We start from the raw sequence: 20,078 nt of genomic DNA on the forward strand, positions 1-20,078 counted from the left end.
TGCGGGCGGGCGGGCGGGCAGGGTGGGGGCGTGGCGTTCAGGCCGCGGTGTCGAGGTCCTGGTAGCGGATGCGGTGCAGCAGGGGGACGCCGGTCACCAGGCGTTCGAGCTCGTCGGCGACCGCCGCGCCCATCCGGGCCAGCTCGTTGCCCTGCGAGCCGGCGATGTGCGGCGTGAGGAAGACGTTGGGCAGCTCGAACAGCGCCGAGTGGGCGGGCAGCGGTTCGGGCGTGGTGACGTCGATGACGGCAGAGATGCGGCCGGTCCTGAGCTCGTCGATGAGGGCTTCGGTGTCGATCAGGGAGCCCTGCGCCGTGTTGATGAGGACGGCGCCGTCGGCCAGCAGGGCGAGCCGGTCACGGTCCAGCAGGTGGTGGGTCTCGGGGGTCGCGGGAGCGTGCAGGCTGACGATGTCGCTGGTGGCCAGGAGCTCCTCGAGGCCCAGGCGGCGTACGGAGGCGGCGGTGGCGTACGGGTCGTACAGGCGGATCTCGAAGTCGTGCCGTGACAGGTGGGAGATGACCTGCCGGCCGACGCGGGAGGCTCCGACGATGCCGACGCGGCGGCCGTAGTTGCCGGAGTCCGGCACCACGCCGGCCACGGTGAACGTGCGGTCGGCGCGGTAGCGCTCGCGCAGCCGGAACGCGCCCTTGCCGGCCAGCAGGATCGTGCCGAGCGTGTACTCCGCCACCGGGACCGCGTTGGCCTGGGCCGCCGACGTGACCGCGATGTCCCTGTCCCAGACCGCCTTGGTCACGTGTGCCTTCACGCTGCCGGCCGCGTGCAGGACCGCCCTCAGCCTGGGGGCGGCGCGCAGGAAGGCGTCGTCCAGCGGCGGGCAGCCCCAGCCGGTGATGAGCACCTCCAGCTCCGGCAGCAGCGCGGCGGCGCGCGGGTCGTCCAGGCTCTCCGCGGCGAAGGCCGCGTCGACGTCGGCGTGCCGCTCGATCCGGTCGCGGACGGCGGCCGGGAAGAGCCGCGGAACGTACACCTGGCGCATGGCGAGCAGGGCCTTCGGGCGGCGATGGGTCACAGGCGGGTCCCCCGTGTTCAGCAGGTGTGGCGGTGGTTACTTGAGGCTGCCGAGCGTGATTCCGGAGCGCCAATAGCGCTGCAGGGAGATCATCAGGGCGACCATGGGGATCAGCGAGATGATCGAGCCGACGACGACCAGGCCGGTGAGGTCGGTGGAGTTGTCCACCTTGACCTTCAGCCACGAGTACAGGCCGAGCATGACCGGCCACTTGTACTGGTCACGCAGGTAGACCAGTGGGCCGAAGAAGGAATTCCAGGACCCGACGAAGCCGAGCAGGAAGATCGTCGCGGCACCGGTGGACATGAGCCTGGCGCCGATCAGGAAGAAGATGCGGTACTCCCCCGCGCCGTCGATGCGGGCGGCCTCGAGCAGTTCGGGCGGGATGGCGCCTTCGGCGTAGACCTTGGCGAGGTAGACGGAGAAGGCGTTGAAGAAGCTCGGCACGATGATCGCCCACGGCGTGTCGATCAGGCGCAGGTCCGTGTAGAGGAGGAAGGACGGGATCGTGAGCAGCGCGCCCGGCACCAGGAACGAGCCGATGATGGCGCCCATCATGACACCGCGCCCGCGGAAGCGGTACATCGCCAGGCCGTAACCGCAGGCCACGCTGACCAGGGTCATGCCGGCGGTGCCGGCCAGGCCGTACAGGAGCGTGTTGCCCATCCAGGTCAGGAAGATCCCGTCCTGGTAGGTGAACAGGCCCCGCAGGTTGTCCCAGAGCCGGAACTCGGCGAACCACAGCGCGTTGGTGGTGTACAGGTCGGACTGGCTCTTGGTGGCGGCGACGACCAGCCACCAGACGGGCGCCACGGAGTAGACGGTGAAGGCGACCAGGCCGGTGATGACCGCGACCCTGGTCCTGGCCTTGTGCGGCCGGGTGTGCCGTCCGGCCGGCGTGGCGGGGGCCGGCGCGGCGGGACGCTTCGCGGTGGTGGCGGTCGTCATGAGGTGGGTGCCTTGTCGGTGAGGCGGTAGAAGACGGCCGAGGCCGCGCCGACCACGAGCGCCAGGATGACGGACAGGGCGGCGGCGTAGTTGAAGTCACCCTGCGCGAAGGCCCAGTCGTAGATGGCCATGATCGGCGTGAAGTCGCGGGTGATGGTCTCGGGCGTCATCGAGCGGAAGAGCATGGGGTCGCTGAAGATCTGCAGGGTGCCGATGATGCTGAGCACGGTGGTCAGCACCAGCGAGCGGCGGATCATGGGCACCTTGATGGACCAGGCGATCCGCGGCTCGGAGGCGCCGTCCACGCGGGCGCTCTCGAAGATCTCGCGCGGCACCGACTGCAGGTCGGCATAGACGATGAGCATGTTGAAGCCGATGGCTCCCCAGGCCACGAGGTTGCCGATGGACACCCAGATCAGCTCGCCGCTGTAGAAGTCGGCGTCGATGCCGAGCAGGGCGAAGAACGGGGTCAGCGGGCCGACGTCGGGGCTGTAGAGGTAGATCCAGATCAGGGTGGCCACGATGCCGGGGATCATGTACGGGATCAGCAGCGGCAGCCGGAAGCGCGCGGCCACGCGCCGCGAGGCGGCGTCCAGGAGCAGCGCCATGACGACGCTCACGATCTGGATGAGCGGGATGCTGATGGCCGCGAAGAGACCCACGCGGCCCATGCCCGCCCAGAACTTGGCGTCGGCGATGCCGCGCAGGAAGTTGTCCAGCCCGGCGAACTCGACCGTCTTCGGGCCGAAGCCGAGGCCCGAGCTCTTCTCGGTGAACACGCTCTCCCGCAGCGCCAGCACGATCGGCACCACGCTGAACAGCACGAACCCGAGGAAGAACGGGATGGTGAACGAGGCGCCCTGCAGCGCGGCGGTGCGCCGCCACGCTTTGGGGCTCGCGGTGATGGCCATGACGTTCAGCCCCGCACGTTGATGTTCTTCGACCTCAGGTCGTCGACGGTGAACTTCTGCATGTGCTCGAGGGCCTGGCGGACGGTGATCTCCTTGGTGACGATCTTGGCCCACTGGTCCTGGAGCTCGGAGAAGACGCCCGTGAAGTTCGGGCCGACCACCCAGGGGTCCCGGCCGGACTGCGTCGCCTTGAGGATCACGCCCTTGGCCTCGCCCTTGCGCTCGCCGAACAGCTTCTCCGGCACCACCGAGTCGATCCAGGGAGACGGGTCGGGAACGGCGCCGGGCCAGGCGTACTGCCTGGTGTCCTGCTGGTAGGAGGCGTCGATGGCGTCCTTGCCGGTCGTCATCCACACGCCGGCCTCGACGGCCTCCTTGATGTTCGGGCAGCCCTTGGGCACCAGCAGCGCGCCGCCGTGGGCCGGGGTCACGAACGCGGGGGCGTCGGCGAACTGGGGCAGGTCGATGGGCTGCCAGTCCCCCAGCGACCTCTTGTAGTTGAGCTCGTAGTTGCCGAGCTGCCACGTCGAGGTCGGCAGGGAGACCATCTTGCCCGAGTCGAAGTAGCTGATCAGCGCGGGCCGGTCCTGGTAGGTCTGGTTGGCCACCAGGCCGTCGTCGACCAGCCGCTGTACGACGTCGGCGGCCTTGAGCGACTGCGGCGACAGGAAGTCCACCTTCCAGCTGTCGCCCTCGATCGCGTACCACGACCCGCCGGCCTGCTGAACCAGGTTGATCAGGGTGGAGGGGTCCTCGCCGGCGAGGTTCATCACGTAGACGCCGTGCTTCTTGAACTCCTTGCCCGCGGCGATCACGTCGTCCCACGTCTTGGGCACCGCGACGCCGTGCTTGTCGTACACGGCCCGGTTGATCATCATGAACGACGGCGCGAAGCCGGTCGGGATGCCGTAGAAGCGGTCGCCCGCCTTGGCGCCCGGGAAGGATGCCTCGTTGAACAGGCCCTTCGTGGTGTACGGCTGGAAGACCTCGGTGATGTCGGCCAGCAGTCCCTCACCGACCAGACCGGGCACCTCGCCGAAGGCCTTCACCAGGCAGGGCACATCCTGTCCCGCGGCGACGACGTTGCGCAGGTTGGCCGCGGTGCCGGGATTGTCGGCCTGCTTGACCACCTTGAGCTTGATGTGGTCGTGGGCGGCGTTGAACTTGGCCACGACCGGGTCGAGGAACTTGCTCTCGTCCCACGACCACCAGGTGAGGGTGACCGGCCCGGTGCCCGCGCCCGCCGTGGCGGCGGGCTCCTGGGCGGTGGGCTCCGGGGAGCCGCAGCCGGTCAGCACGACGGCCATCGTCAGGCCGGCGGCGAGGGCGCTCGTTGGGATGCGGTTCACGGCACCGCTCCTTCGCAGAATTGGGGGCGGCTATAGAAAGCGTTGTCTACGGAGACCGTAGAACCCCCTTACCGTGAGGGCAAGATTTCGGGCGGATAAATTTCCCATTACGCCCGATTTCCCTGGTGAAGGCATGGTTCAGCGCTGTCGCGCGGCGGCGTCTCGCGCCGGGAACGCTGTCTACGCCGGGGAGGGCCGGTCGGCGGACCGGCGGATGACGACGTGGGCGCCCAGCATCTGATGCTGCTCCGCCCTGCCCGCGGGCCGGTCCAGGGCGCTGCGCACGGCCGCGCGGCCCAGCTCCTCGTAGGGCACATGGACGGTGGTCAGGCCGGGACGCAGATCGGCGGCCAGGGGGATGTCGTCGTAGCCGACGATGGAGACGTCTTCGGGGACGCTGAGACCCGCGTCGAAGACGGCGGCCATCGCGCCGCCGGCGATCACGTCGGTCTCGGCGAAGATCGCGGTGAAGTCGCGTTCCCCCCGCAGCCGGGCGCTGACACGCTCGTAGCCCGACGCGCGGGTGAAATCCGTGCCGAGCTCCAACAGGCTCTCGTCCACGGGGCAGCCGAGGTCGCCCATCGCCCGGCGGAAACCGGAGAGCCGTCCCGCGGTGGTGGTGAACGTGGAATCCCCGCCCACGTAAAGGATCCTGCGGTGACCACGGCCGACGAGGAAGCTGGTCAGCGCATAGGCGCCGCCCTCGTTGTCGTACTCGACGACCGTTACCGGGATCCCGTCCCCCAGAGGCGGGCGGCCGCACAGGACCAGCCGCGAACCGGAGGCGTCGAGCGAGCGGGCGATGTCGGCCATCCGGGCCCGGTAGGCGGCGTTGTCAGTGGCGCCGCCGATCAGGAACACCGCGGCGGCCCGCTGCTCGCGCATGAGCTGGATCGCGGCCAGCTCGCGGACGGGATCTCCGTCGGTGGTGGCCACCAGGCAGATGTGCCCACGGCGCGCGGCCTCCTGCTCGACGCCGTGCACAGCCTCGGCGAAGGCCGCACCGCGCACGTCGTTGACGATGAAGCCGACCGTGCGGGCCGATCCGCCGCCCAGCACGCGGGCGTGGGTGTTGGCGACGTAGTTCAGCTCCTCGATCGCCCGTTCCACCCGCGACCGGGTGGCCTGGGCCACCGGATAGTTGCCGGCCACCACGCGCGAGACCGTGGACAGCGAGACGCCGGCGAGCTCGGCCACATCCTTGATCGTGCTCTGGCGGTGCTCGGGGTCGTCGAGCGCGTCGTTCCTTCGTCTGGCCACCTCACCAGTGTAGAGAACGTTGTCCGTACGTGGTCACCACGATGACGCCGCACACGTCTACCCTCCGGTCGACTCGCGGGCGACGACGGAGAAGCGGCTGATGAACTCGCGCGCGACCTGCTTGTTCTTCCCGTTCTCCGCGATCCGCTTGGCCAGGAACCCGACGGCCGTGCCGGCCATGAGCGCATGGTCGGGGTCGACGGACGACAGCGACGGCACGAGGTAGGCGCCCTCGGCGATGTTGTCGAAGCCGATCACCTTGACGTCCTGCGGGATGCGGATCCCGCAGTCGGCCAGGCCGCGCAGCGTCCCCATCGCGACCGTGTCGGTGACGCAGAACACGCCGTCGAACGCGACCCCGGAGCCGGCCAACCGGCGCGCGGCGGCCGCTCCCGTCTCCATCGTGAGCGCGTCGATGGGGACCACCAGCTCGGGATCGAAGGGTAGCCCCGCCTCTTCCAACGCCTCGCGGTAGCCGTCGTGGCGCAGGCTGGAGACGTCGACTTCGCCCCGCGGCGGGCCGTCGACGAGCGCGATGCGGCGGCAGCCCCGCTCGATGAGGTGCGCCGTGGCGGCCCGCGCACCTTCGACATTGGGCATCGCGACGTGGTCCACAGGGCCGTCGAAGATCCGCTCCCCCAGGATCACCACCGGGAAGTCGACCTTGAGCAGGTCGGTGTCGGCCGGGCCGAGCCCGACGGTGCTGAGGATGAGCCCGTCGTAGAGGCGGTTGCGCGACAGGGCCAGCGCGGCGAGCTCGCCCTCGCGCGAGGCGCCGGTCTGCTCGATGGCGACCTTGAGATCCCGCTTCGCCGCCGCCGCGATGATCTTCGCAACGAGCTGGCCGTAGTACGGGCGGTCGATCTCCGGGACGGCGAGCCCGATGGTCCCCGTACGCCCGGTGCGCAAGTTGCGCGCCGCCACGTTGACCCGGTAGTCGAGCTCGTTGATGGCCCGCAGCACGCGCTCGCGCGTCTCGGTCTTGACGTGCGGGTGGTGGTTGATGACGTGGGAAACGGTCATCGGCGAGACCCCGGCGGCCTTCGCCACGTCCTGTATCGTCACCACCTCGACATCCTTTCACGGCCTCAACCCTTGACACTGCCGTCGGTGGTCGGGTGGAGCCGGCAGGGGGATCTGCCGGTGGGCGCCCCAGAGCATCTGCTTGTATCGATACAACTCGTATCGGGCGCCTCAGGAAAGCGTGAGAGCCGTCCAGGAGACCGGAGGCAGCTCCACCGTCACGACACCGTCGGTGAACGCGGCGGAGTCGTTCTTCGTCAGGCCGACCCGGGTCTGGTCGGCGAGGGTGTTCTTGGCGTACACGTCGTCGTCGTGCAGCGTCAGCGCCTGCGCGACGGCCGTGAGCCCCAGTGACGTGACGTCGATCGTCACGGTCTGCGAGCCGGTCATCCCGCGGTTGACCAGGAAGATCGCCGCAGAGCCCGCGGCCTCGTCGAACGTCACCGCCGCGTCGACGAGCGGGGCGGCACCCCGGGCGCTGTCGTACTCTCCGGTCCGGATGCGCGGGGCGAGCACGACCCCGGTGGCCAAACGGGCGGTGAGCGAGAACGGGAAGAACGTCGTCTGCCGCCAGGCCGGCCCGCCGGGTTCGGTCATGATGGGGGCGATCACGTTCACGAGCTGCGCCAGGTTCGCGAACTCGACCCGGTCGGCGTTCCTGAGCAGCGTGATCAGCAGGCTGCCGACGACCACCGCGTCGGCCACGGAGTACACGTCCTCGAGCTGGCGTGGCGCCACCGGCCACTCCCCTGCCTTGATGCGCGCGGCGTCCGGCGCCTCGGACTCGGTGGGCGGGCGGCCCTGGTACCAGACGTTCCACTCGTCGAAGGAGATCCCGATGGTCTTGGTCTTGCGCAGCTTGGCCTTGACGTGGTCGGCCGTGGCCGCGGTGGTCCGGATGAAGTGCTCCATGTCCAGTGAGGAGGCGAGGAAGGAGCCGATGTCGCCGTCCTGCTCGAAGTAGTAGGCGTGGCAGGAGATGTGCGAGACGTGGTCGTAGGCGTGCTCGAGCACCACCCGTTCCCACTCGCCGAAGGTCGCCATCCCCGTCCATGACGAGCCGCAGGCGATCAGCTCCAGCCCCGGCTCGGCGGCGTTCATCGCCTGGGCGGTCCTGGCCGCGAGCTTGCCGTAGTCGTCGGCGGTCATGTAGCCGAGCTGCCACTTCCCGTCCAGCTCGTTGCCCAGGCACCAGGTCCTGATCCCGTACGGATCAGGGCTGCCGTTGGCGGCGCGCCGGTCGGCGAGCGTCGTGCCCGGCGCGCCGTTGACGTATTCCAGCAGGTCCAACGCCTCCTGGATGTCGCGGGTGCCGAGGTTCACCGCGAGCATGATCTCGCTGCCGGCCAGGCGCGCCCAGCGTGCGAACTCGTCGATGCCGATCTCGTTCGTCTCCGTGGCGTGCCAGGCGAGCTCCCTGCGGCGCGGTCGCCGCTCGCGCGGGCCGATGCCGTCCTCCCAGCGGTAGCCGGAGACGAAGTTGCCGCCCGGGTAGCGCACGGTGGTCACGCCGAGTTCCCTGACGAGTTCGAGGACGTCGCCGCGGAAGCCGTCCTCAGTGGCGGTCGGATGCCCGGGCTCGTACAGGCCGGTGTGGATGCCGCGCCCGCCGTGCTCGACGAACGCGCCGAACAGGCGGCGGGGTACGGGGGCGACGACGGCGGCGCGGTCGACGGTGATGGAGGCGGAAGAGGTCATGGTGGCCTCGCAAGGTGGGGGTGGGGTCTGGCACTGCCCTGTGCCGGGCATGTAACGTTACAAATCCTTTGCCGCACGAACAAGGGGCACCCCTCAGCATGAAGAACACGCATCCGGGCGCGGAGGCCCTGCGGTCGGCCTCGCTGTTCCTCGATCGGCAGCTCTCGGCCGGAAGGCGGGTCAAGGGTGCTCTGCACCTCCCCGGCGCCATCGGCGGCACGACCCTGACGTGGGACACCTCGCATCCTGATGTGGTCGGTCCGGACGGCCGCGTACGGCGTCCCGACGCGGGAAGCCCGCCGATCGAGGTCACCCTCACGGCCGGCGCCGCCGGCATGCGGAACGCGCACGTCGTGACCGTCCCGCCCTTGCCGTCACCCGAACCGCTCTTCGGCTACCTGCTGGTCCACTTCGTGGAGAGCCGCGAGGACGGAGGCGAGCAGATCTTCTTCTCCCTGAGCGACGGCGACGACCCGTTGCGCTGGAGGCGTATGAACCGGGGCCGGCCGATGCTCATCAGCGAGGAGGGGACCGGCGCCCTGCGCGATCCGCACATCGTCCGCTCCCCGGAGGGCGACCGCTTCTTCATCGTGGCCACCGACCTGCACGTCCACACGACGGACTGGGCCGACGCCGTTCGCTCGGGCAGCCGCCACATCGAGATCTGGCGCAGCGACGACCTGCTCGAATGGGGAGAGCAGCGGCACGTCCTGGTGTCCGGCGAGGCCGCCGGCATGACCTGGGCGCCCGAGGCGATCTGGGATGACACGGCCGACGCCTATTTCGTGCACTGGACCTCCTGCCTGTACGAGTCGGCGGACCGTACGCAGGTGCCGCATTCGAAGATCCTCGGGGCGTACACCCGGGATTTCTGGCATTTCTCCGAGCCGCACGTCTGGATCGACCCCGACCTCGGCCCCTCTCTCGCGGGCGCCGGGCTGCTCGACGCGACGATCGCCAGGACCGCCGACGGCTATGTCCGGTTCGTCAAAGGGGAGGTCGCGGGCGACCTCGACGAGCTGGGCCGGCCCCTCGGCGACGTCTTCGCCGAGGCGGCGCCGACCCTCGACACGCCCGCGAAGCAGTGGGAGCGCATCGGCTCGGCCCTGACCTTCCGCGCCACGGGGGGACATCGGCCCTACGAGGGGCCGCTGATCTTCCGGCGGAACTCGGGCGACGGGTGGCTGATGTTCGCCGACCACTTCGGGCCGGACTTCCAGGGATACGTCCCGTTCGCCAACGCCGATGTCACCACGGACGCCTGGCGATGCGTACCGGCCGCGGAGACCGATATCCCGCCCAACACCAAGCACGGCGCGGTCCTGCCGCTGCGCGTCAGCGAATACGAACGGCTGGCCGGCACGGAGTTTCCTACATAGAAAACGTTCGCTACGACGGAAGCGGCAGGTGAGCACCGATGGCGTCACCATAGGCCCCTCGAACCGGCGAACCCAAACACTTACCCTTTTCTCGAACAGATCTCGTCTCATCGCCGGGTGTCGGTTTAATCCGATCATGAGATCCATCCGACAGGGGGCCGTACTGGCCGCGGTCACGGTCATGACGGCTGTGGTCACTCCAGTGGCCGCGACAGCCGCGCAGAGCTCGTGCGAGGCGCCGCCACGGAGCAGCCCCACCTACGACGACTTCGTGCTCACGTACAAGTCCGAATGCGCCACGAAGAAGAACTACGACCGGACGTTCCAGGACGTCACGGCGTCCGTCCTGGTCGACAAGCGCAACAAGCTGTCGGTCACGACGTCGACGGCGCTGGCCGGCGCGATCGCGTCGGTCAAGGTGAACAACAAGGAGTTCATCTCCAGCGGCGGCCACGGCGCCGCCTTCCAGTACGCCTTCCACGCCTGGCAGGAAGGTAAGGCTGCGACCGAGTGCTACAACCCCACGCAGGCCGGCACCCGCATGGACGACGCGGACCAGCCGCCTCCCTACCACGGTCCCAGCACGAGCGCGCTCTACACCATGGCCCGGTCCGGCAGCTCCATCCGCACGGCGGGGAGGCCCGCGATGTTCGTGACCCTCGCGGACACGAAACCGGGCTGGGGCAACTGCCGCAGCGCCGACCACCAGGACAAGCGCTCCCCGTTCACCATGGGCCTGTCGCCGTACTGGCTGCAGACCGAGATCGAGCTCGCCCCCGATCACGACGTGCCCGCGCTGGAGAACGTCTTCCGCGCCACCGCCACGATCACCTCGGACGACGAACCATATGACCACTTCAGTGGCGTCTTCGTCGCCTACCTGCAGCCGGACTTCACGAAGGTCTTCTCCTACAGCCCCGCCACCGGTCGCCTGTCGCCCAAGCCCGTGGAGTCCCACACAAGCAAGGACCCCATGATCCGTTGCACGGACGACGACCGCTACTGCCTTGGCATGTACATCAAGCCCGAAGTTCTCAGCGGCAAGGCCTACTACTACACGATGACCCGCCCGCCCATGGACTACAACGGCCACTTCGGCGAGAACACCATCCAGGTCACCAGCCCCGGTGGAGCCATGGACAAGGGCGACAAGGTCAACTACGAGACCTATGTGGTCGTCGGCGACAAGAGCCGCGTCGAGCAGACCATGACCCAGCTCCACCGTGCCTTCAAGTAGTCGACCCTTGGCCAGGGGATCAGACCGGGGCCGATGACACCGCAGCCTTCGCGCCCACCACCCCGCGAATGCGGAGGTGTGCGTGAAGACGCGGAGAACGACTGGCCAAGTGGCCTTGGTCGTGTCCATCGTGGCGACCTTGTTGCTGGGCCCGGCACCCCCGGCGACAGCGGCCGACCGGGACTTCATCCTTACCCTCAACGCCTCTGACCTCGGCATGGATCCCGCTGACCTGCGGGACATCGTGCCGGAGATGCAGGCAGACATCACGGAGCACGGCGGGCCGGGCCCCGCGATCAAGCAGACGCCGGCGGCACCCGGGGCTCATCGCTGGAAGGGTGCCATCTGCATCCGCCCGCTCTCCGCCGACCGCGTCCCGCTTCTCGTCCTGAACCGCCCACGACCAGCTCTGACCGAGCCATCTCCCTCCCCGATCGAGACGCGCCCGTTCCTGATCGATTAGGCCCCACTCGATCTTGTCAGGACCTCAGCATTGGTCGATAGTGGCGGCAAAGCGATCAGATTCGGTCGGGAGTCGTCATGAGATCAGGCCCCTTCCAGCGCATCGCCGCCGCCGCGATCATCGCGGCGGCGATGTCAACCGTCGCCCCCGCCCCGGCGGGGGCGGCCCACGACACCCGGATCAAGGCGGTGACCTCGGGGAACGCCCGTTTCCAAGTGCTCTCCCCCACCCTGATCCGGACCGAGTACGCGGGCGACGCCAAGTTCGTCGACGCGCCGACGTTCAACGCGGTCGGCCGCGACGCGTTCGCGCCCACCTCCTTCACCTCCAGCACGTCGGACGGCTGGCTCACCATCAGGACGAGCGCGCTCACCCTGCGCTACCAGGTCGGCTCCGGCCCGTTCACCACCCGCAATCTGTCGGTCGGTCTCAGGACCGCCACCGCCGCGCCGTGGCAGCAGCTGACCTGCTCCGCCGGAGCCCTGTGCGAGGCCGAGGACCTGTCGTCCAGCGGCCTGGCCGTCGCCACCGACCACGCGGGGTTCACCGGCGCGGGGTTCCTGGCCGGGTTCGAGGGGGCGGGGAACTCCCTGTCCGCCGACGTCGAGGTCACGGCCGCGGGCGCGTACCAGTTCGCCATGCGTTACGCCAACGCGGTGGGCGGCGACGGCCAGCACACCACCCGCACCGTGAGCCTGTCCGTGGACGGCGGCGCGGCCCAGACCGTGACCCTGCCGACGACCGCGAACTGGGACACCTGGGCCGTCACCACCCCCGCGCTCCAGCTCGCCGCGGGCCGCCACACGATCACGCTGGCCCGCACGGCGACGGACTCCGGCAACGTCAACGTCGACAGCGTCGCCCTCCTGCAGCCCGGCGCCGCGTACCCGCCGACGTCGGCCAGGGCGACCATCGACTGCGCGTACGGGGTGAGCTGCGAGGCCGAGGCGGGCAGGCTGGCCGGCACGGCGAAGGTGGCCGCGGACCACGCGGACTACTCCGGCAGGGGGTTCGTGGCCGAGCTGAACCAGGGCGCCGGCGTAGCCGCCCGGCTGGTGAACGTCCCCGCCGACGGCACGTACACGCTGCACGTCCGGTACGCCAACGGCGTCGGCGGCGACGGCCTGCACCAGACCCGCACCGCCACCGTCACCGCGGGCTCCGCCACGCAGCAACTGACCTTCCCTACGACGGCCGACTGGGACACCTGGGCGACGGCCTCCCTCCCGGTCACCCTCAAGGCGGGCACGAACGACATCACCCTGAGCTGCCCGACCGCCTGCCGCGTCAACCCTGACACGCTCGCCGTGACCGCCACCGGCACGTCCGCGCCCCCGCCGCACCTTCCTCTCGGCGGGTACCGACGCAGCCTCGACAACGTGAACGGCGACAACGGCCCCCCGCCGACCACCCCTGGCCTCCTGCACAAGGACGGCTGGTACCTGCTCGACGACACACCCTCGGCCCTGTACGACCCGGCCACGAAGAAGGTCACCCAGCGCCCCGCGCAGCGGCCCTACCAGGACGGCTACTTCTTCGGCTTCGGCCGCGACTACAAGCGGGCCCTGTCGGACCTGGCCACCTTGACCGGCCCGCCCGCGCTGCTGCCCCAGTGGGCGTACGGCGTGTGGTACTCCGAGTACATCGACCGCACCGCGGCCGACTACCAGAACACGATCCTGCCCAGGTTCCGCTCCGAGGGCGTCCCGCTGGACGTCCTGGTCACCGACACGGACTTCAAGTCGCCGAACACGTGGAGCGGCTGGCAGATCGACCGCGCGAAGTTCCCCGACCCGAAGGCCTTCTTCGACTGGTCCGCCTCCCAGGGCCTGCACAACACGCTCAACACCCACCCCAGCATCGTCGGCGACGACCCCCAGTTCGCCCAGGCGCAGGCCACGGCCAAGGGCAGGCTCCGCAAGGGCGGCTGCGCGGGGGCGGCGGGGCCGGACTGCCACACCTTCGACTGGGGCGACCCCGACCAGCTCAAGGCGTACATGGACCTGCACAAGACGATGGACCAGCAGGGCAACGACTTCTGGTGGCTCGACTGGTGCTGCGACGCCTCGCAGTCCTCGCTGCCCGGCGTGACCCCTGACGCCTGGATCAACCAGCAGTACGCGGCGGCCAACGGCGGGTTCGTGATGTCCCGCGCGTACGGTTCCCTGCAGACCGGCTCGTACGCCGGGCGCTCCGGCCTGCCGACCGGCCCGTGGGCGGACAAGCGCACCACGCTCCACTTCACCGGCGACACGTCCTCCACCTGGGGCACCCTGCGGGTCGAGGTCGGCTCCACGCCGGCCGAGTCGGCGGCCACCGGCATGGCGGCCATCAGCCACGACATCGGCGGCCACAACGACACCACCGGCCTGCAGGGCTCGGAGACCTACATCGTGAACGGGCAGACCAGGCGGACCACCAAGCTGCCCGACGACCTGTACGCCCGGTGGGTCCAGTTCGGCACCTTCCAGCCGATCGACCGCCTGCACAGCAACCATGGCGACCGGCTGCCCTGGCAGTACGGGGCCGCGGCGAAGGACTCGGCCAAGAAGTTCCTCAACCTGCGGGAGAGCCTGGTGCCGTACACGTACACGCTCGCCAAGGAGGCCAACGCCACCGGCGTCCCGATCGTCCGCCCGACATATCTGGAATATCCTGAAGAGGAGGCCGCCTACGCCACGGCCGCCACCCAGTACTTCTACGGCCCCGACCTTCTGGTCGCCCCCGTGACCACGCCCGGCGCCACGGCCACGACCTCGGTGTGGTTCCCGCCGGGGCAGTGGACCGACTACTTCACCGGCCAGACTTACAGCGGCGGCACGACCCGGAGCATCACCACCGGCCTCGACACGATGCCGGTGTTCGTCAGGGCCGGAGGCATCGTGCCGACCCGTACCGCCAAGGACAGGATGACCGTCAGCATCGCGGCGGGGGCCTCAGGCGCGGTCACGCTGCACGACAAGACCAGGATCCAGTACTCGGAGTCGGGCGGGCGGCACACCGTGAGGATCAGCGGGAGGACGACCGGCCGCCAGTGGACCCTCTCCCTGCGCAACGCGGCGCCGCCCACCGACCTGCCCGCGAACACGTACCACTACGACAGCGCCACCCGCACCCTGACCGTCACCCTCCCCCAGCGCAACCCGGTCACCTTCACCTACAGGTGATACCGCCGACGCCGTGAGCATCCGGCGGGCTCGCAGGGGCCCGCCGGGCGCTCCGACGTCTCAGGTCACGCCGACCATGACCGCCAGGGCCTCAGCCCTGCCGCTGGATCACCCCACGGATGGCCCGCAAGACTGCAAGTCTCGGCTCATGGATGAGCAGCACGAGCCGACGACGACCTGCGGCCGGTTACGTCGAAGACCGGGCCCGCCTAGGAAAGCCCCAGGTTCCGGCGCGCCCGGGCGTAGCGGCGTCCTGGCATGAGAGACGCCGCCGACCACGGCAGGATTGCCGGCAGGCGCCTGCCCGCACCCGCCAGCAGGCGCTGCGCGCGGGTGAGGTGCCCGCCGAAGTAGAACGCGGCACCGAACAGGTGCATGGCGTCCAAGGCACGCGGATGCGGCCGGTTGCCGTCACGCCACTTGTCGGCCGCCTCGATCAGCGGGTCCGCCACGTCGGAGTTGCCGAAGTAGGCCTCCAGGATGTCTTGAGCGGATGGCTCGGTCTCGTTGATCTCATCCCACACGATCTCGAAGTGCGCCAGCGGCAACATGGCCGTCACCGGGTCGCCCGCACGCGCCGATGCCGTCACACCCCGGGCGAAGGCGAGCAGCTCTTCGTCGGAGCCGTACCATTTCGCGCACAGTGCCTGGACGCGGCTGTAATGCCCGATGTACAGGTGCGGATCACGAGCGGTCAGCTCCCTCCAGATACGGTCGAGCTCCTCTCTGCCGCTCTGCATGCCGATCCCATGCCACTGCAGCCGGTCCCACGGCACAGGATCGTCCGGCAGCGCCTCCGCCGCCTGCTCCAGCGGCCCGGCCGCGCTCGCCAGCACCTCCCAGAAACGGGCGAAGCGCTCCTCCTCCACGTACGGGGCCCGGAAGGCACCGCGAATCGCCCACGCCTGCTCGATCCGCGCGGCGCCGAGCCAGAGCAGACCGTCGGCGTTGTCTCCAGCCAACCGGCCCAACGTCTCGGTGTGCGAGGCGCCGGCGATCGCCAGCTGTTCGACACGGAGTGCCCGCAGTTCGTTGTCGCCGCGGGCCTGGTTGATCAGTTCCAGGCCGGGCTCCAGTCGCCCGGCTTTCACCTGCGGCAGGACCTGCTCCAGCGCGGGGTCGTCCCAGGACCTTCCCAGCCGCATCCGCGACGTCTTGTCGAGCAGATCAACGACCGTCCGGATCACCCTTATCAACGACATCCGTGATCAATAGCGCAAGCGGCCGTAGAGCCGCAACACGAGCTGGAACGTCTCCTCCCAGGATCTTGGCGGCTCGACGGTCTTGAAGACGACCCCGCCGCGGAGGGGCGATCGGTCCGGCTGCCGTCAGTATCCGGACGGGGTACGAGGCGTGTACGGGGTTTCCAGGAGGTGGGCCTGGTCGAGCATCGCCGCGGAGATCGGGTCGTTGTCGCTGCGCGTCGTGGCCTGCCCCCATGGGCGGGTGAGGCGACCGCGGGCCAGCGGGCTCCAGATCAGCGATCCGAGGCCCCCCGGTCCTGCGGCCTCCTCAATAGGTCCTGTTGCGGGCGGCCCTTACCGCGACACTATTTGCGGGCGCTCGCGCGGGGCGTACGTTTTGCTGACCCGACCGTTTTTGGAACGGTCCGGCACGAGGACGAGGTCGATGGAGCCCTATCAGTTCTTCACCCCCCTTCCCGCCGCCACCGCCGACCGCGACACCGTAAAGGTGTGGTTCTTCCAACGAAAGGTGCAGGTCAGCGCCCTCTGCTCCGGCCACACCCCGAAGTCGGGCTTCAGCCTGGACACGATGACCACGCTGAGGAGCAAACTCACGACCTACGAGAGCAGGGTCGGCCTGAACGAGATGACCCCAGGCGCCGCGATCACCCAGTTCCAGCAGTGGCTGGACGCCTACGGCGACAACGGAGCGTGGCAGATCTATGTCGACGACCAGGCCCGCAAGGACAGCGCCGAGCGGGAGCGCCAGCGGGTCGAGGTCGAAGCGAGGACGATCAGGGACGCCGAGAACGCGGCCCGTTCCACGGCCACGGGCATCTGCGATCGATACCGCGCGGGGCTGCTGAGCAGCAGAGCGAGCGAGACACCGGTGGGACGAGTCGTCTGCGGCTTGGCCGTGATCGGCTCGCCCGGAGCGACCTACGAGGGTTTCAGCGGCCAGGACATGCACCAATACACGACCACCCCTCTCATCACCGCACTGGTCAGCGGCATCACGCAGTCGGAGAAGTGGCCGCCGGAGTCGTGCGCCGAGGTGGACGCGCTCAAGCGCTGGCTGAACGGCCCCGGCGCCGGCATCAGCTCGGTCGAGAAGATCCCCGGGGACACCTTCGTCTTCCATGCCCGGGTGTGGCACCCCGGAGGCAAGTGGGGCGGTAAGGAGACCTCGCCGGGCTGGAAGGACCGCGGCGCCTGCGTCTACTGCCAGCACTGGATCAGGCGCATCGGCGCCAGGAGCGTGTGAGCCCCGGCGGGCGTCCCGCGGGGCGCCCGCCGCAGACTCCATCCGCTGGTACGACCCCGGCGGCTCAGGACATCCCCAACCGTTTCCTGGCCGCGACCCCTCATCGTGGAGGCGTACTCGCTGACACCACGCGAGCGAGAGGTCGCCGAGTGCGTGGCCCGCGGGCACAGCACCTCGGAGCTCGCGGCCCGGCTGCACCTGTCACCCCACACCGTGCGCGACCACCTCAAGGCCATCTTCGCCAAGGTGGACGCCAGCAGCCGCGGCGAGCTGGTGGCCAGGCTGTTCGGCGAGCACGCCCTTCCAATCGCGTGTGCCTGGAAGTCGGCGTGACCCAGCGCGCACGGCAGCCCGCGGACTCGGCAGTGGCGGCGCGACGGTCACTGGTCCCGCAAGCCTGGCGTACTACTCGGGTCGACCGCGCTGGAACAGGCCCGTGCCGTTGGTGTCCTGTGACGGCAAACGTCGAGCGAGTGCCATCGAAAGTCTGGTCATCGCGATGGTACGGATGTCCCCTCGCGTTCCGCCGCTGTCCCCAGGGCTTAGCCTGCATGGATGCAGCGCATCCTCGTAGTTGGCATCAGCGGGGCGGGTAAATCCACCATGGCACGGGCCCTGAGCAGCCAACTCGCCGTGTCCTATCACGAGATGGACGCCCTGTACTTCGCCGGTCCCGGTTGGGCCGTGAACGAGCGGTTTCCCGCTCAGGTCGCAGAGATCGCCAACTCACCGGCCTGGGTCTTCGACTCGTTCGGCTACCCAGAGGTCCGTGACTTGCTATGGGAACGCGCCGACACCGTCGTATGGCTGGACTACCCACGGCGGGTCATCATGCCTCGAATCCTGCGGCGGTCACTGCGCAGGACACTTCTCCGCGAATCAGTCTTCAACGGGAACCGCGAGACCGTGGCGGAATGGTTCCGGCGAGATCACCCCGCATGGTGGGCATGGTCCCAGCACGCGGCGCGACGAGCGGACATACAGCAGCGCATCGATGACCCACGCTTTGCTCCCTTGCAGGTGATCCGCTTCACCACGGCGTCCTCGTCTGCGACCTGGCTCGGTTCCATCGGACATCGGTGACACCCGTCCGGCTTCGGTGGCACGGGACGGTTGGCCTTGCGTCGCGATCTTTGTCCGAGCGGAGTACGAGCGGGTCGATGAACGAATCTCCGGCGCGGCTCGAACCAATGAGCGTTCAGCGGCATCCAACAAGGTCACGGTATCTGAAGGGATTCATGTGATCATCGGGTTGAACGGCGCCTCCGGGACAGCGACCATGTCGATAGGCGACCGGGGCTGCTCATGACGCAGGGTGCCTACGGAGCCGTGAGCGCGTCCCAGGCATGGTGATCCGCAAACGCGCCCCACGCGCGGTGCAGCGAATCGACGTGGCCCGCCTTCGCGATGATGTCGTGGCGCTCATCGACGCCCTCGAGCCTGGCGAGAACTTGGTTGTCACGCGTGACGGCGCGTCGATAGCGACAATCTCCAGCACCATCGACGTGGTCCAAGGCGCCATTGTCGATCGCGACGCGCCGGACGAGGCCAACGATCAAGCACCGATCGACTACGAGAGCGTGACGGTCGTGGCCACCGCGATGGAGCTGTCGACCGCGGCCCGGGTTGCGCTGTCGACCCAGCTCGGGGCGGACTACGTAGTGCTCGACATGCATGCGGCTCCCGCGACAACCGATGTGCTGCTGGTACCTCCAGGCAGCCCGCAGCTGATTGCGGCGCTCCGATCGATGTTCCCGAAAGCTCGCGTCATCGTCACCGAAATCGAGGACCACGAGCTCGGAGTTCAGTACCACGGCCCGGTCCGACGCCTGCTCGACGCCGGCGCCGATGCGTATCTGCCTCCGGCGACCCTCCCGCTCCTGGCCAGGCAGCTTGACTACACACTGAATCAGGGGCGCGAGATCGCCGGCGGGGCTGCTGCACCCTTGCAGATCGCACCGACCGCGGCGCCGGCAGATCCAGACGACGAATAACCCCGGCACACATGGCCAGATGGGTCTGAGAGCTTGTTGAGATCGCCGGCGTACGGTCTCATGGACCGCAACGAGGGGCATAGCGGGGCAGGCATGGAGAGACGCATCGAGAAGGCCAGGCTGTCCTATGAGCACGCTGTCTTCATCGGCGATGTCGGTGAGCCGGCCACGGCGGAGCGGGAGCTGGACAAGGTCGAAGCCGATCTCGCTTTGGCCCGGGGACGGATCTTGCACGCGCGGTTCCTCGATGACCGGCGCGAGGACCCACGTGAGCTGGCGCTGTTCGAGCGTGCGACACACCTGTACCGGACGCTGGGTGATGCGGCGGGCCAGGCGGGTTCGGTGTTCTGGGAGGGCTGTTTCCACCAGGTCGTACGGAGCGACCCCGACCGCGCCATTCCCCTCCTTGAGCAGTCGTACGACCTGGCCACTGCGGCAGGCGACCGATACACCCAGTGGGAAGCGCTCCGGCACCTGGGGATCGCGGACCATGCCGCGGGCCGGCTGGACGCCGCCCGGGAGCATCTGGAGGCATCGGTACGGCTATGCCGGGAGCTCGGGCTGCCGGCCGCCGTCGCCGCCAACCAGGTAGGGCTGATCTACATCGCCGCCGCGCAAGGGCGACTGGACGACGCGGTGGCGCTGGCCGCAGAGGCGTCCGCCACCGCCGAGGCGTGCGGGGCCCGCCGCATCATGCGGCAGGTCGCGGAGGCGCGTATCCAGACCATGGCGCCGGACACCGATCATGGCGAGACCCACGATCAGAGCGCACCTTGAGCCGCTGAAGCTTCGACGTCGCAAGCTCGAGGTTCACCGTCGCAGCTGACCAAGCCCTTGGGAGACCTCGCGGAATAGAGCGGGGAAGGGCGCTGTTCACGCCATCAAGTTCAGATTTCAACTGTTGACAAGGGGATTATTGTGGAGATCGCCTTCATGTTGGTCATGAGCGTCATCGTGGGCACCTTCCTCGCCGGTGCGATGACCGCCCTCGCGCTGAGCGGCATCAAGGACCGGCAGTGGCCGGTGCTCCGGCGTCGGCGCATCGTCTACCGCGGCTTCATCCCTCGCTGAGCGCGCCGACGCGGCTGGTCAGGATCCGCCTGCCGCTCGCCCGTACCGGACGTAGCGGCGAGCCCGCCGTCGGCGATGAACCGGTACGGCAGGGTGC

General features: G+C 69.1%; 18 protein-coding genes. 10 read left to right on the forward strand and 8 right to left on the reverse strand.

Translation table 11 applies throughout. The features are described 5' to 3' along the window. Positions 1–37 precede the first annotated feature (37 nt). From ABZX61_RS20885 to ABZX61_RS20915, 7 genes are all read right to left on the reverse strand, one after another. Positions 38–1,033, reverse strand: a complete 996-nt coding sequence (locus ABZX61_RS20885) for a hydroxyacid dehydrogenase (protein WP_355196743.1) — start codon at positions 1,031–1,033, stop codon at positions 38–40. A 36-nt stretch (positions 1,034–1,069) separates the two neighbouring features. After that, positions 1,070–1,981, reverse strand: coding sequence for a carbohydrate ABC transporter permease (locus ABZX61_RS20890; protein WP_355196745.1), 912 nt, complete (start codon positions 1,979–1,981; stop codon positions 1,070–1,072). Next, entirely contained in the window at positions 1,978–2,892 is a 915-nt protein-coding gene (locus ABZX61_RS20895; protein ID WP_350730815.1) for a sugar ABC transporter permease, read from the reverse strand. The genes ABZX61_RS20890 and ABZX61_RS20895 overlap by 4 nt, the downstream gene beginning before the upstream one ends. A gap of 5 nt (positions 2,893–2,897) precedes the next feature. Next, entirely contained in the window at positions 2,898–4,241 is a 1,344-nt protein-coding gene (locus ABZX61_RS20900; protein ID WP_355196747.1) for an extracellular solute-binding protein, read from the reverse strand. A gap of 180 nt (positions 4,242–4,421) precedes the next feature. Further along, positions 4,422–5,501, reverse strand: coding sequence for a LacI family DNA-binding transcriptional regulator (locus tag ABZX61_RS20905; RefSeq protein WP_350730818.1), 1,080 nt, complete (start codon positions 5,499–5,501; stop codon positions 4,422–4,424). Between the two features lie 57 nt (positions 5,502–5,558). After that, entirely contained in the window at positions 5,559–6,569 is a 1,011-nt protein-coding gene (locus ABZX61_RS20910; RefSeq protein ID WP_355196749.1) for a LacI family DNA-binding transcriptional regulator, read from the reverse strand. Positions 6,570–6,695: 126 nt separating this feature from the next. Then, positions 6,696–8,222 (reverse strand): alpha-L-arabinofuranosidase C-terminal domain-containing protein, encoded by a 1,527-nt coding sequence (locus ABZX61_RS20915; protein ID WP_355196751.1) that lies wholly within the window; start codon positions 8,220–8,222, stop codon positions 6,696–6,698. Between the two features lie 98 nt (positions 8,223–8,320). On the opposite strand from ABZX61_RS20915, the gene ABZX61_RS20920 reads away from it, so the two are divergent. The 4 genes from ABZX61_RS20920 (at position 8,321) to ABZX61_RS20935 (ending at position 14,468) form a co-directional block, all read left to right on the forward strand. Then, positions 8,321–9,601, forward strand: a complete 1,281-nt coding sequence (locus ABZX61_RS20920; protein ID WP_355196753.1) for a glycoside hydrolase family 43 protein — start codon at positions 8,321–8,323, stop codon at positions 9,599–9,601. A 136-nt stretch (positions 9,602–9,737) separates the two neighbouring features. Further along, entirely contained in the window at positions 9,738–10,838 is a 1,101-nt protein-coding gene (locus ABZX61_RS20925) for a hypothetical protein (protein ID WP_355196755.1), read from the forward strand. A 121-nt stretch (positions 10,839–10,959) separates the two neighbouring features. Next, complete coding sequence (locus tag ABZX61_RS20930; RefSeq protein WP_355196757.1) at positions 10,960–11,301, forward strand: hypothetical protein; 342 nt, start codon at positions 10,960–10,962, stop codon at positions 11,299–11,301. Positions 11,302–11,378: 77 nt separating this feature from the next. Then, on the forward strand, positions 11,379–14,468 hold the full coding sequence (locus tag ABZX61_RS20935; RefSeq protein ID WP_355196759.1) for a TIM-barrel domain-containing protein: 3,090 nt from the start codon (positions 11,379–11,381) through the stop codon (positions 14,466–14,468). Between the two features lie 209 nt (positions 14,469–14,677). Here ABZX61_RS20935 and ABZX61_RS20940 read toward each other — a convergent pair whose 3' ends face one another. After that, complete coding sequence (locus ABZX61_RS20940; RefSeq protein WP_355196761.1) at positions 14,678–15,655, reverse strand: hypothetical protein; 978 nt, start codon at positions 15,653–15,655, stop codon at positions 14,678–14,680. A 442-nt stretch (positions 15,656–16,097) separates the two neighbouring features. Here ABZX61_RS20940 and ABZX61_RS20945 point away from each other — a divergent pair, with 442 nt between their 5' ends. The 6 genes from ABZX61_RS20945 (at position 16,098) to ABZX61_RS20970 (ending at position 19,981) form a co-directional block, all read left to right on the forward strand. Further along, positions 16,098–16,916 carry a hypothetical protein gene (locus ABZX61_RS20945; protein ID WP_355196763.1) on the forward strand — a complete coding sequence of 273 codons (819 nt, stop codon included), beginning with the start codon at positions 16,098–16,100 and terminating at the stop codon, positions 16,914–16,916. A 105-nt stretch (positions 16,917–17,021) separates the two neighbouring features. Further along, positions 17,022–17,249 (forward strand): helix-turn-helix transcriptional regulator, encoded by a 228-nt coding sequence (locus ABZX61_RS20950; protein ID WP_355196765.1) that lies wholly within the window; start codon positions 17,022–17,024, stop codon positions 17,247–17,249. A gap of 222 nt (positions 17,250–17,471) precedes the next feature. Beyond that, positions 17,472–17,999, forward strand: a complete 528-nt coding sequence (locus ABZX61_RS20955; protein WP_355196767.1) for a hypothetical protein — start codon at positions 17,472–17,474, stop codon at positions 17,997–17,999. Between the two features lie 263 nt (positions 18,000–18,262). Then, positions 18,263–18,910, forward strand: a complete 648-nt coding sequence (locus ABZX61_RS20960) for a hypothetical protein (RefSeq protein ID WP_355196769.1) — start codon at positions 18,263–18,265, stop codon at positions 18,908–18,910. Positions 18,911–18,970: 60 nt separating this feature from the next. Beyond that, complete coding sequence (locus tag ABZX61_RS20965; RefSeq protein ID WP_355196771.1) at positions 18,971–19,687, forward strand: hypothetical protein; 717 nt, start codon at positions 18,971–18,973, stop codon at positions 19,685–19,687. A gap of 165 nt (positions 19,688–19,852) precedes the next feature. After that, positions 19,853–19,981 (forward strand): hypothetical protein, encoded by a 129-nt coding sequence (locus ABZX61_RS20970; protein ID WP_355196773.1) that lies wholly within the window; start codon positions 19,853–19,855, stop codon positions 19,979–19,981. The last annotated feature ends 97 nt before the right edge of the window (positions 19,982–20,078 follow it).

The organism is Nonomuraea sp. NPDC003709 (assembly GCF_040610775.1).
Classification (GTDB): Bacteria; Actinomycetota; Actinomycetes; order Streptosporangiales; family Streptosporangiaceae; genus Nonomuraea; species Nonomuraea angiospora_A.